This is a genomic window from Winogradskyella pelagia (assembly GCF_017581965.1).
GTDB classification, from domain to species: Bacteria; Bacteroidota; Bacteroidia; order Flavobacteriales; family Flavobacteriaceae; genus Winogradskyella; species Winogradskyella pelagia.
In genome coordinates, this window is the sequence record NZ_JAGEVF010000011.1 from 1 (window position 1) to 13,959 (window position 13,959).

The 13,959-nt window shown below is 36.7% G+C and carries 5 protein-coding genes and 1 pseudogene; 2 read left to right on the forward strand and 4 right to left on the reverse strand.

Annotated elements, in window-relative coordinates:
• Positions 1–2,657: pseudogene (locus J4050_RS12660) on the reverse strand (hypothetical protein); the annotation flags it as partial.
• 535 nt (positions 2,658–3,192) lie between these two features.
• Between J4050_RS12660 and J4050_RS12665 the strand changes: the two are divergent.
• Both J4050_RS12665 and J4050_RS12670 read left to right on the forward strand, forming a co-directional pair.
• Positions 3,193–4,779 carry a peptide chain release factor 3 gene (locus tag J4050_RS12665; protein WP_208154965.1) on the forward strand — a complete coding sequence of 529 codons (1,587 nt, stop codon included), beginning with the start codon at positions 3,193–3,195 and terminating at the stop codon, positions 4,777–4,779.
• 143 nt (positions 4,780–4,922) lie between these two features.
• Complete coding sequence (locus J4050_RS12670; protein ID WP_208154966.1) at positions 4,923–5,153, forward strand: (4Fe-4S)-binding protein; 231 nt, start codon at positions 4,923–4,925, stop codon at positions 5,151–5,153.
• Positions 5,154–5,293: 140 nt separating this feature from the next.
• Here J4050_RS12670 and J4050_RS12675 read toward each other — a convergent pair whose 3' ends face one another.
• The 3 genes from J4050_RS12675 to rpoB form a co-directional block, all read right to left on the reverse strand.
• Positions 5,294–5,611, reverse strand: coding sequence for a DUF3467 domain-containing protein (locus J4050_RS12675; RefSeq protein ID WP_208154967.1), 318 nt, complete (start codon positions 5,609–5,611; stop codon positions 5,294–5,296).
• Between the two features lie 88 nt (positions 5,612–5,699).
• Complete coding sequence (gene rpoC / locus J4050_RS12680) at positions 5,700–10,001, reverse strand: DNA-directed RNA polymerase subunit beta' (protein ID WP_208154968.1); 4,302 nt, start codon at positions 9,999–10,001, stop codon at positions 5,700–5,702.
• A gap of 82 nt (positions 10,002–10,083) precedes the next feature.
• Complete coding sequence (gene rpoB / locus J4050_RS12685) at positions 10,084–13,896, reverse strand: DNA-directed RNA polymerase subunit beta (RefSeq protein WP_208154969.1); 3,813 nt, start codon at positions 13,894–13,896, stop codon at positions 10,084–10,086.
• Positions 13,897–13,959: the final 63 nt, after the last annotated feature.

The following is a 13,959-nucleotide window of genomic DNA, read 5'->3' on the forward strand; positions in this document are numbered from 1 at the left end:
GGTTGACCTGCTAATTCAAAAGAAATAAAAGGCGCTGGATCGCCAGGAGCATTTGTAAACGGACTCACCGTAAATGCCGTTATATCTCCATTTGGCACTGCCGTTGTAGGCTCTTCAGATGGATAAACATCTAAACAATCACCTGTACATGTACTATTATTACTAGCATCTAGAACCGCCAGATTTGTACCTGGGTATGTTGCTCCTATTACTGTACCGTCTGGATTAGTAGCTGGAGGGTTTCCAGTTCCATAGGCTTCTCCATCACCTCCATCGGCGTTAGGATCTAAATAGGCCTCATTGGCATCACTACAACCGTCACCATCACTATCGGTGTCTAAATGATTAGGGATGCCATCATCATCGGTATCAAATACATCTGGAACTCCATTACCATTTAAGTCTGTATAATCTGTTGTTGACCCATCTCCAGCTCCACCATTATCAATGGTATCAACAAAGTTTGGAACACCATCTCCATCCTCATCTCCTATAGGATTATTTCCACCTTCAGCTTCAGCTGTATCTAAAATCCCATCATTATCGTCATCTAAATCTTCTGTATCTAGTACTCCATCACCATCTGAATCAATCACATCTCTAAAATCGACGTCATTTATACCATCAGTATTTTGTAATATAGACGTTGCATTAATTATACCATTAGGATCTTCCAATCCTGCGGTAACGTCTATGGCGTCATCCAGTCCATCGAAATCTGTATCATTTCCAGTAAGGGTAATTACTGCTTCAATTGTATCTGATTGACCGTCGTTGTCGGAATCTAAATCTAAGTAATCTGGTATAGTATCACTTGTAGCCAAAAGCCCATCAGTATTTACTGGTGAAATACCATTACTGCCAGCTGGACCACCACTTGGAGTGGTGTCGTAAGTATCTGCTAAACCGTCACCATCTGAATCGTCTGGAATTCCATCGCTATTTGAGTCTAAAGGTGCGACATAAGCTCCGGTAGTCTGGGCTTCGTTATTATCTGGAATTCCATCACCGTCTGAATCTAAGTCGTAACCGTTTGGGATTCCATCACCATCCGTATCCGTAAAGTTGGTAAGCGGGTTGTTATCTAAATCTATGTTTTCATCTTCCTCCGTATCGAGAATCCCATCATTATCATCATCAATATCTGCAGTATCTATAATACCATCTCCATCCCAATCCAGAGGATTCGCTCCAATCTCACAACCAAATCCATCATTCTGGCCTGATGGGTCAGCTATTAAAACTTTTGTAAAGGCAGAGCCTGTTGTGGCCGTGGTAACATCTAAAACTTGATAAATATCACCATTGCCATTATTAAATGCATAAAAATTGTCTTGTTCATCTTGCCATACAGCACCAAAAGTAGCATTTGTTATAGGGTCTGTATTTGTAGTTGCGTTAGCAAGGGTTAAATTAAACCTTTGCGAAAGACCCGTTGTAACATCAACTTTTGTTAATCGAGGTGTAGTTAAAGCACCATTCATTGTCATACCATAAACATGATTTCCAACCAAGGCGTAGTCAGCTGCACCGCTAAACCCACCATTAGGACCTGGATCATTAGACACAACTATTTCACTTGCCGCTACCGTCGCTGGATAAGAACTAATCCCAGTAACATCGAAAGTGACCAGGTAATTTGTACCTGCATTAGAATTTATGTAGCCAACTGTATTACCAATTGAAAATAACCTAAATGTAAAAGGTGCTGAAGCGCCTGTGACAGTTATTTCACCAACAAAAGCGTAATTATTACTTGGGTCATAAACTCTAACTACATTAGCAGCATTACTCGAATATATATATTGTGTAGCCGCACTGTATGCACTATTTGTAGCTGATGTATTTGGAACTCCAGGCAATGTACCTATATTTACATATGCCTGTAGAAATGGATTTAATCTAAATATCTCGGTAGTTCCATTGCCACTATTCCCTCTTGTTTGATACAGAGAATTAATCACCCCACATTGTAAGGAGGCCAACGCACAAACCGATGAGATTCCGTCCGTAACCGCAAAATTAGTTCCTAAGGAATATACCACACCAACTTCGATGACCAAACCATTGCCATCTACTGTGGCAGGATCACCAATTCCAAACTGGCCACCATCTCCACCATCAGCTCCGTTAAATCCATAAGCTTCATTAGCATCACTACAACTGTCATTATCGCTATCTAAGTTTTGAAAATCGAAACTACCATCACTATTTGTATCGATTGGTGTTGCTAGTTCTGCAATGTCGTCAGCTCCGTTTGAGTTAAAATCGTTAAAACCGGCATCATTAATATCTATACGACCGTCTGTATTAGTATCTTGAGATCCGTAACCAGCCTCCTGTAAATCATAAATACCATCGTTGTCAGAATCTAAATCTAAATAGTCTGGTATGCCATCACTATCTGTATCAGTAGGATTTGTTGAAGGATCATTATCAGAATCGGAATTTAAATCTTCAATATTATCTGGTATGCCATCGTTATCATCATCAACATCAGAAGCATTTAAAACTGAGTCAAAATCACAATCACCTGTCGGTGAAACATCAGCGCATTGCGCCGACAGACTCAAAGTGGTCATAGCAAGGAAAAATGCTAAAATAAATACGGTTCTGAATTCTTTGTAAGAAGACGAGTTTTGAGTATAGGTTTCCATATTATATGTAGTTGATGTTGTATTTAAATATATTTTGTATTGTAAATTTCTTATTATCAATACTTTAATCCTTTACCAAATAAAAATTGTGTTATAATAATTTCAATACACTTTTATCGATAATACGCAAATATATTCGATAAAGTGTATTTAACAAATTATAATTCTAATATTTTTAGAATATTTTAATAGTCTATATCGGCTTAATATCCTTAAGACACTTTAAGCCTAAGCCAAGTCACAAATAATAAAAAAACTCTGAGGGATAGTTTTAGAAGAGTATAGCTATTAATCTTCTTAAAAATAGGTTGTTTATTTCTGTTATTTGGGACAGGGTTGAAATCAATTCTATTTTGTCAATTCAATTTATTCGAAAGCAAAGTACAGATTATTACAATCTACTTACTAATTATTCGATTAAAAGTCAAATTTTCAACTGAACGAATCTTTTTGGGCGTTTTTAAGTCTTTATTTCTTTATCCAGACCACTTTAACTACTGTTTATTTTTACATTTGCAGCCAATAAAACGGCCATATGAATTTTAAAGCTGAAATAAATAGACGACGTACGTTTGGGATAATTTCTCACCCTGATGCTGGTAAAACTACCCTGACAGAAAAACTCCTATTATTTGGTGGTGCCATACAAGAGGCTGGTGCTGTAAAAAGTAATAAAATAAAAAAAGGCGCGACGAGTGATTTTATGGAGATTGAGCGTCAACGGGGCATTTCAGTGGCTACTTCGGTTTTAGCATTTGAGTATAAAGACATTAAAATAAATATTCTCGATACACCTGGTCATAAAGATTTTGCTGAAGATACCTTTAGAACATTAACTGCTGTTGATAGCGCTATTGTTGTTATTGACGTTGCCAAAGGTGTTGAGGAGCAAACAGAAAAGCTCGTTGAAGTTTGCCGTATGCGCAATATTCCCATGATTGTATTTATAAACAAATTAGACCGCGAGGGAAAAGATGCCTTTGATTTACTCGACGAAGTTGAGCAAAAGCTAGGGTTACGAGTTACTCCTTTGAGTTTCCCTATTGGCATGGGCTATGACTTTAAAGGTATATACAATATTTGGGAGCACAACGTAAATCTTTTTACAGGTAATAGCAAACAACATATAAATGACACGATTGAGATTAGCGATTTAACGTCTTCAAAACTCGATGAATTGGTTGGGGAAAATGGAGCACAAACACTACGAGAAGAAATTGAACTTGTAAAAGGTATTTATCCGGAATTTAAGAAAGATGAATATCTTGATGGACACCTACAACCCGTATTTTTTGGTTCGGCCTTAAATAACTTTGGTGTCAGGGAACTTTTAGATTGTTTTATTGAAATAGCACCAAAACCAAGACCCAAACAAAGTGAGGAACGATTAGTGCATCCGGATGAGGATAAATTCACAGGGTTTGTTTTTAAGATTCATGCTAATATGGATCCCAACCATAGAAACCGTCTGGCCTTTGTAAAAATCGTTTCTGGCGAGTTTAAGCGTAATACACCTTATTTACACGTACGGCATAATAAGAACCTAAAATTCTCTAGTCCCAATGCTTTCTTTGCGGAGAAAAAAGAAATTGTAGATGTGTCCTTCCCTGGAGATATTGTAGGTCTACAAGATAGCGGAAACTTTAAAATAGGTGACACCCTTACGGAAGGTGAAATAATAAATTACAAAGGCGTTCCAAGCTTTTCGCCAGAACATTTTAGATATATAAATAATGCTGACCCTTTAAAATCGAAACAGCTCAACAAAGGCATTGACCAATTAATGGATGAAGGTGTAGCCCAATTATTTACATTAGACTACAACGGAAGAAAGGTTATTGGAACCGTTGGAGCTTTACAATATGAAGTGATTCAATATAGACTTGAACATGAATATGGCGCTAAATGCACGTATGAGAATCTTAATGTACATAAGGCTTGTTGGGTAGAAACCAAAGATGAAAAATCTGAAGAATATAAAGATTTTCTGAGGGTAAAACAGCGCTTTCTTGCGAGAGACAAACAGAATCAATTGGTTTTCTTAGCAGATTCCATGTTTTCATTACAGATGACCCAGCAAAAGTATCCGAGTATTATCTTTCACATGTCTTCTGAATTCTAGTTATTGGATTGTGTAGTTCGTCGAATTATTATTTAAATTATTGTGTTTTACCGACGAAATTTACTTTTAATCGATAATGTAGACTTTGTATTTCTTTAAATCCTACCTTCTTTCTCAGATTAACCCCAAATAATCTACTTATTATGGAACCGAATCCTAATTGTTTCAGTAATGAAGAAATTACTGTAACCTACAACCCAAAGTGCTGTAAAAATGTTGGTTTTTGTGCGGCACAACTTTCGAACGTCTTTAGAACTACGGTAATCCCATGGATTGATTTAGATGGCGCAAGTAGCGATGCTATAATCGCCCAGATTAAAAAATGTCCATCGGGAGCGCTAACCTATTACGTCAATAAAAAAGAAGTGGCTTAAAACTTATTAGATGTTCTGAACCCCTCTAAAACCCGTAACCCAAAATAGCAGCTCTTACTCATTAAACTTGACCCGTTGGTCCGAAATTTAATGGTATTGGCGGTTGCTGCATGTAAACATGTCGAGCAACCTCTCATAACCTAGGCTTGACCCGTTGGTCCGAAATTTAATGGTATTGGCGGTTGCTCGTAATCCTTGATTTCTCCATGAGCTTTCTCAAAACGCGCAACGTTATCACCTAAAGCTTTTAATAACCGTTTGGCATGTTGTGGTGTTAAAATAATGCGGGATTTGACCTTACTTTTTGGTGTACCTGGCATAATACTCACAAAATCAACCACAAACTCAGATACTGAATGGTTAATTATCGCCAAATTAGAATAGGTTCCCTCAGCAACCTTCTCGTCTAATTCTATATTTATTTGTCCCTTCTTAGGGTTTTTTTTGTCTTCTGCCATTTCTATATGTTTTAAAAATTAAATATAAAAGCCTTCATGCCATAGGCTTGAAGGCTTTTTATTATCTCAAAGTCTAGATTTCCTTGAATTAATTAAAATTCAATTCTTCCTTTGCTTTCATCATTTCGTCAAACTCTGCTTTAGAGCCAACGATAATATTATCATAGTCCCTAACACCTGTACCAGCAGGGATTCTATGACCAACAATAACATTCTCTTTAAGACCTTCAAGACTATCAATCTTACCATTAACAGCTGCTTCGTTAAGAACTTTTGTTGTTTCTTGGAATGAAGCTGCCGAAATAAAGGATTTTGTTTGAAGCGAGGCTCTAGTAATACCTTGTAATATAGGTGTTGCTGTTGCTGGTTTTGCTTCTCTTGCTGTTACAAGATTTTTATCCTCTCTTCTTAAAATCGAATTTTCATCTCTCAATTGTCTTACAGAAACCATTTGACCAGATTTTAAGTTTTCAGAGTCACCCGCATCTTCAACAATCTTCATTCCGAAAATCTTATCATTCTCTTCAATGAAATCTGATTTGTGAACTAATTGATTTTCTAAGAATATCGTATCGCCAGAGTCTATAATTCTGACTTTACGCATCATTTGTCTAACAACTACCTCAAAGTGCTTGTCGTTAATCTTAACACCTTGTAAACGATATACTTCTTGTACTTCGTTAACTAAGTATTGTTGCACTGCAGAAGGCCCTTTAATATTTAAAATATCATTCGGTGTAATTGAACCATCAGATAAAGGCATACCCGCTTTTACATAATCATTTTCTTGAACAAGAATTTGATTAGATAACTTCACTAAGTACTTTTTAATTTCACCTAATTTAGACTCAATTATAATCTCACGGTTACCACGTTTAATCTTACCAAAAGACACCACACCATCAATCTCACTTACAACAGCAGGATTAGACGGATTACGTGCTTCAAATAATTCTGTTACACGAGGAAGACCACCAGTAATATCACCAGCCTTAGCAGACTTACGAGGAATCTTAACAAGGATTTTACCTATATCAATTTTATCACCATCGTCAATCATTATATGTGCTCCAACTGGTAAGTTGTATGAACGAATAGTTTCTCCTTTAGAATCTTCGATTAATAAAGTTGGTATTAACTTTTTGTTTCTTGATTCTGAAATAACTTTCTCTTGGAAACCTGTTTGCTCATCTATTTCTACTTGGTAAGTTACACCTTGCTCAATATTCTCATAACGTACTTTACCAGCAAATTCTGAAATAATAACACCGTTGTATGGGTCCCATTGACAAATAACATCACCTGTCTTAACCTTAGCACCAGGTTTAACAAAAATATGAGAACCATATGGTATGTTATTGGTGCTTAATACAATACCTGTTTTAGCGTCTACCAATTTAAGTTCTGAAGTCCTAGAAATTACTACGTCTACTTCTTTGCCTTCGTTATCTTTAGATTTAACCGTTTTTAAATCATCAATTTCTGCAACACCATCGAATTTAACAGTTAACTTATTCTCCTCAGAAATATTACCTGCAATACCACCAACGTGGAATGTACGCAATGTTAACTGAGTTCCTGGCTCTCCAATGGATTGTGCGGCTACAACACCAACAGCCTCGCCTCTTTGTACCATTTTACCAGTCGCTAGATTACGACCGTAACAATTAACACATATTCCCTTTTTGGCTTCACATGTCAGTGGCGAACGCACTTCAATTGATTCAACTGGAGAATTCTCAATTCTCTTGGCAATTTCATCGTTTATATGAGCGCCAGCTTCAACAAGTAATTCCTCAGTTAACGGATGATAGACATCGTTAAGCGATGTTCTACCTACAATTCTATCTTCTAACTTTTCTACGACTTCTTCGTTCTTCTTAAGGGCTGATACCTCAATACCTCTTAATGTGCCACAATCTTCTTCATAAACTATAACATCTTGCGATACATCTACTAAACGACGTGTTAAATAACCAGCATCGGCAGTCTTAAGAGCCGTATCTGCTAATCCTTTACGTGCGCCGTGAGTTGAAATAAAGTATTCTAAAATTGAAAGTCCTTCCTTAAAGTTAGATAGAATCGGATTTTCAATAATCTCGCCACCACCTGCATTAGATTTTTTAGGTTTAGCCATTAAACCACGCATACCGGTTAACTGACGAATTTGCTCTTTAGAACCACGAGCTCCTGAATCTAACATCATATATACAGAGTTAAATCCTTGCTGATCTTCTCTAATTCGCTTCATTGAAAGCTCAGTCAATTCGGCATTGGTAGATGTCCAAATATCAATAACTTGGTTATAACGTTCATTATTGGTAATAAGACCCATGTTATAATTAGCCATAATACCATCAACTTGCTTATTAGCCGAGTCTATCATCCCTTGTTTTTCTTGAGGAATGATAATGTCACCTAAACTAAAAGATAAACCTCCTTGAAATGCAAATTTATACCCTAAGGTTTTGATTTCATCAAGGAATTCTGCAGTTTCAGGAACACTAGTTACTTTTAAGATGTTACCAATAATATCTCTTAAAGACTTTTTGGTCAATACTTCATTAACATATCCTGCTGCCTCAGGTACTTTTTCGTTGAACAATACCCTTCCAACAGTAGTTTCAATAATTTGGCTTGTTAATTCACCTTCTTCATTGAAGTCTTTTGTTCTTACCTTAATGCCAGCATTCAAATCAACTTGTTTCTCATTGTAGGCAATAGTTACTTCTTCTGGAGAATAAAAAGTTAGGCCTTCACCTTTAACCTTATATTCCTTATCCGTTTTTCTATGCTTGGTCATATAATATAGACCAAGTACCATATCTTGAGAAGGTACTGTTACTGGTGATCCATTAGCTGGATTTAATATGTTATGTGAAGCCAACATTAATAGTTGAGCTTCTAATATTGCTTCTGGTCCTAATGGCAAGTGCACGGCCATTTGGTCGCCATCGAAATCCGCATTAAATGCCGTACATACTAACGGATGCAACTGTATTGCTTTTCCTTCAATAAGTTTTGGCTGGAATGCTTGAATACCCAGTCTGTGTAATGTAGGAGCACGGTTTAGTAATACGGGATGTCCTTTAAGAACATTTTCTAAGATATCCCAAACAACAGGCTCTTTTCTATCTATAATTTTCTTAGCAGACTTTACTGTTTTTACAATACCTCTTTCAATCAGTTTTCTGATGATGAAAGGTTTGTAAAGTTCAGCTGCCATATTTTTTGGCAATCCACATTCGAATAATTTTAATTCTGGTCCAACAACAATTACAGAACGTGCAGAGTAATCAACACGCTTACCAAGCAAGTTTTGACGAAAACGCCCTTGCTTACCTTTTAAAGAATCAGAAAGAGATTTTAATGGTCTGTTTGAGTCTGTTTTAACCGCAGACGATTTACGTGTGTTGTCAAATAAAGAGTCTACCGATTCTTGTAACATACGCTTTTCGTTGCGTAAAATCACCTCTGGAGCCTTAATCTCAACTAACCTTTTAAGACGATTATTTCTTATAATTACACGACGATATAAATCATTTAAATCAGACGTTGCAAAACGGCCACCATCTAAAGGCACTAAAGGTCTTAATTCTGGTGGTATTACCGGAATAGCCTTCATGATCATCCATTCTGGCTTATTCTCTCTATTCATATTAGACTCTCTAAATGCTTCTACTACTTGCAGACGCTTTAAAGCTTCTGTTTTACGTTGCTTGGATGTTTCGTTGTTTGCTTTGTGTCTTAGGTCATAAGATAATTGATCTAAATCAATTCTTGCCAAAATATCAATAAGGCACTCTGCACCCATCTTTGCAATAAACTTGTTTGGATCGGAATCCTCTAAGTATTGGTTTTCTTGAGGAAGCGTTTCTAAAATATTTAGATATTCTTCTTCTGTCAGGAAGTCCATTTTCTGAACTGGTTCACCTTCAGCATTCATGGCAATTCCTGGTTGAATTACCACGTATCGCTCATAATAAATGATCATATCTAATTTCTTAGACGGTAAACCAAGTAGATAACCAATTTTATTAGGTAGTGAACGGAAGTACCAAATATGAGCAACAGGAACTACTAAATTAATATGCCCCACTCTATCTCTTCGTACTTTTTTCTCAGTTACCTCAACACCACATCTGTCACAAACAATACCTTTATAGCGTATTCTTTTATATTTACCACAAGCACATTCGTAATCCTTTACAGGACCAAAAATTCGCTCACAGAACAAACCATCTCTCTCAGGTTTGTGTGTCCGATAATTTATAGTTTCCGGCTTTAAAACCTCACCTCTTGATGCCGCTAAAACGGATTCTGGTGATGCTAAACCGATTGAAATTTTATTAAATTTCACTACTGTGTTCTTATCTTGTCTTCTAGCCATGTTTTGTTTAGTATTCAGTCTCAGTCTCAGTAATCAGTTCACTCAGATTGTAAACTGAGTACTGCGACTGCCTACTATTTTATTATTCTTCTAATCTAATGTCTAATCCTAATCCTTTTAATTCGTGCATAAGTACGTTGAAGGATTCTGGAAGTCCTGGTTCTGGCATTGGCTCTCCTTTGACGATTGCTTCGTAAGTTTTAGCTCTACCTATTACATCATCTGATTTTACAGTAAGTATCTCACGTAAGGTGCTAGAAGCTCCATAGGCTTCTAATGCCCAAACTTCCATTTCACCAAACCTTTGACCACCAAACTGAGCCTTACCACCCAATGGTTGTTGTGTAATCAATGAGTATGGACCAATAGATCTTGCATGCATCTTATCGTCAATCATGTGCCCTAACTTAATCATGTAAATCACACCAACTGTTGCTGCTTGGTCAAAACGCTCTCCAGTACCACCGTCATAAAGATAAGTATGTCCAAACCTTGGAATACCAGCTTCATCAGTATACTCATTGATTTGATCAAGTGTTGCTCCGTCAAAAATTGGAGTCGCATATGTTCTACCAAGGTCTTGACCGGCCCATCCAAGGACTGTTTCATAGATCTGTCCAATATTCATACGTGATGGTACACCTAATGGATTTAATACAATATCTACAGGTGTTCCATCCTCCAAGAATGGCATATCTTCCTGACGCACAATTCTGGCTACAATACCTTTGTTACCATGACGACCTGCCATCTTATCACCAACTTTAAGTTTACGCTTTTTAGCAATATAAACTTTAGCTAACTTAATAATACCTGCAGGTAACTCATCTCCAACAGAAATTGTAAACTTCTCACGTCTTAATGACCCTTGCAAATCGTTCTCCTTTATTTTGTAATTATGGATTAGATCAGCTACGAGTGTATTAGTATGGTCATCTGTAGTCCATTTTCCCGATGTTAAGTGGGTATAATCATCTACAGCATTCAACATCTTCAAAGTATATTTCTTACCTTTTGGGATAATCTCCTCACCTAAATCATTGTAAATACCTTGGGCTGTTTTACCATTTACTATTGCAAATAATTTTTCAACTAAGACATTTTTTAGATCATCAAAACGGTTATCGTAAGCATTCTCTAAAGCCTCGATATCTTCTTTATCTTGAGCTCTCTTACGTTTATCCTTAACTGCACGAGCAAACAATTTTTTATCAATTACCACTCCATTTAATGAAGGAGAAGCCTTTAAAGAGGCATCTTTAACATCACCTGCTTTGTCACCAAAAATAGCTCTTAAGAGCTTTTCTTCTGGTGTTGGATCAGATTCTCCTTTTGGTGTTATTTTACCAATAAGAATATCGCCAGGCCTAATCTCTGCACCAACTCTAATCATACCATTTTCATCAAGATCTTTAGTCGCCTCTTCCGAAACATTAGGTATGTCATTAGTCAATTCTTCATTTCCAAGTTTAGTGTCTCTAACCTCTAACGAATATTCATCAATGTGAATGGATGTAAAAATATCATCTCGTACTACTTTTTCGGAAATTACGATGGCGTCCTCAAAATTATAACCTTTCCAAGGCATGAAAGCAACTTTCATATTTCTTCCTAAGGCCAACTCACCATTCTGAGTTGCATATCCTTCACAAAGCACTTGTCCCCTCGAGACTTTATCACCTTTTTGAACAATTGGCTTAAGGTTGATTGAAGTTCCTTGGTTTGTTTTTCTAAACTTAACCAATTGGTATTCTTTGGTATCACTATCAAAGCTTACCATAGCTTCTTCATCGGTGCGCTCGTACTTTATAACAATTTTATCCGCATCAACATATTCTACTACACCATCACCTTCAGCATTTATCAGAACCCTTGAATCTGAAGCCACTTGGCGTTCTAATCCTGTTCCAACAATTGGAGCTTCTGGTCTTAATAATGGCACTGCTTGGCGCATCATATTAGATCCCATTAAGGCACGGTTTGCATCATCATGCTCTAAGAAAGGAATCAAGGATGCTGAGATAGAAGCAATTTGATTTGGTGCTACATCTGTATAATTAACATTTGATGGCTCAATTACTGGGAAATCACCTTCTTGACGAGCAATTACCTTATCGTGAGTTATTTTACCTTTGCTATCAACATCAACTGTAGCTTGTGCAATTAGCATATCTTCTTCCTCTTCTGCACTAAGGTATGTTGGTACATTTTTAATATCGACTGCTCCATTTTCAACCTTACGATATGGTGTCTCAATGAAGCCCATTGAATTAACCTTTGCATAAACTGAAAGAGAAGAAATAAGTCCAATGTTTGGTCCCTCTGGTGTTTCTATAGGACATAAACGCCCATAATGTGTATAATGAACATCACGCACCTCGAAACCTGCTCTTTCTCTTGACAGACCACCAGGACCTAGGGCGGACAATCTTCTCTTGTGTGTTATCTCTGCTAGAGGATTAGTTTGATCCATAAACTGAGACAATTGGTTTGTGCCAAAGAACGAATTAATTACCGAAGATAAGGTCTTAGCATTAATTAAATCTATTGGTGTAAACACTTCATTATCACGGACGTTCATACGCTCACGAATAGTACGCGCCATACGAGCCAAGCCAACACCAAATTGAGAAGACAACTGCTCACCTACAGTACGTACACGACGGTTAGATAAGTGATCGATATCATCAATCTCTGCTTTTGAGTTGATTAGTTCTATTAAATATTTAATGATAGTTATGATATCTTCTTTGGTAAGCACTTGCTTATCCATACCAATATCTAACTGTAATTTCTTATTCATTCTATAACGACCTACTTCTCCTAAAGAATAACGTTGATCAGAAAAGAATAATTTGTCTATAATACCCCGTGCCGTCTCTTCGTCTGGTGGTTCTGCATTACGCAGTTGACGGTAAATATGTTCAACAGCTTCTTTCTCTGAATTTGTTGGATCTTTTTGTAAGGTATTATGAATTATTGCGTAATCGCCTTGTTGTGCACTTTCTTTGTGTAAAAGAATCGTTTTAACATCAGCTTCAAGAATTTCTTCAATGTTTTCTTTGTCGATTACAGTATCGCGATCTAGGACTATTTCGTTACGCTCAATAGATACAACTTCACCAGTATCTTCGTCTACAAAATCCTCATGCCACGTATTTAGAACACGCGCTGCAAGCTTACGACCAATTACCTTTTTTAATCCTGTTTTTGAAACTTTAACTTCTTCAGCTAAATCAAAAATCTCTAAAATATCTTTGTCCCTTTCAAATCCAATTGCTCGGAAAAGAGTTGTAACAGGAAGTTTTTTCTTTCTATCAATGTAAGCATACATAACACTATTGATATCCGTTGCAAACTCTATCCAAGAACCTTTAAATGGTATAACTCTTGCAGAGTACAACTTTGTACCATTAGCGTGAAAAGATTGGCTAAAGAATACACCTGGAGACCTATGTAATTGAGATACAACTACACGTTCTGCACCATTGATACAGAATGTACCACTCGGTGTCATGTATGGAATAGTCCCTAGATACACATCTTGGACAATCGTCTCAAAATCTTCATGCTCTGGGTCGGTACAATACAGTTTTAATCTAGCTTTTAACGGCACGCTGTATGTTAATCCTCTTTCGATACACTCTTCAATGGTATATCTTGGCGGATCTATAAAATAATCTAGAAACTCTAGTACAAATTGGTTACGAGTATCCGTAATTGGGAAGTTCTCCATGAAGGTATTGTACAAGCCTTCGTTCCCTCTTTCTTCTGACTTTGTTTCTAATTGGAAAAAATCCTGGAAGGATTTAATTTGGATATCCAAAAAGTCTGGGTAATCTGTCCTATTTACAATAGAAGAGAAATTAATTCTTTCAGCCTTTTTTGCTAACATTGATGAACGAGATTTTTATTAAATAAAAACTAAATTTTGTGCCTATCCTTTATATACACAAAA

Coding starts and splice junctions, on each gene's coding strand:
- rpoB (WP_208154969.1), bottom strand. CDS start 13,896: ATGTTAGCAAAAAAGGCTGAAAGAATTAATTTCTCTTCTATTGTAAAT.
- J4050_RS12675 (WP_208154967.1), bottom strand. CDS start 5,611: ATGGCAGAAGACAAAAAAAACCCTAAGAAGGGACAAATAAATATAGAA.
- J4050_RS12670 (WP_208154966.1), top strand. CDS start 4,923: ATGGAACCGAATCCTAATTGTTTCAGTAATGAAGAAATTACTGTAACC.
- rpoC (WP_208154968.1), bottom strand. CDS start 10,001: ATGGCTAGAAGACAAGATAAGAACACAGTAGTGAAATTTAATAAAATT.
- J4050_RS12665 (WP_208154965.1), top strand. CDS start 3,193: ATGAATTTTAAAGCTGAAATAAATAGACGACGTACGTTTGGGATAATT.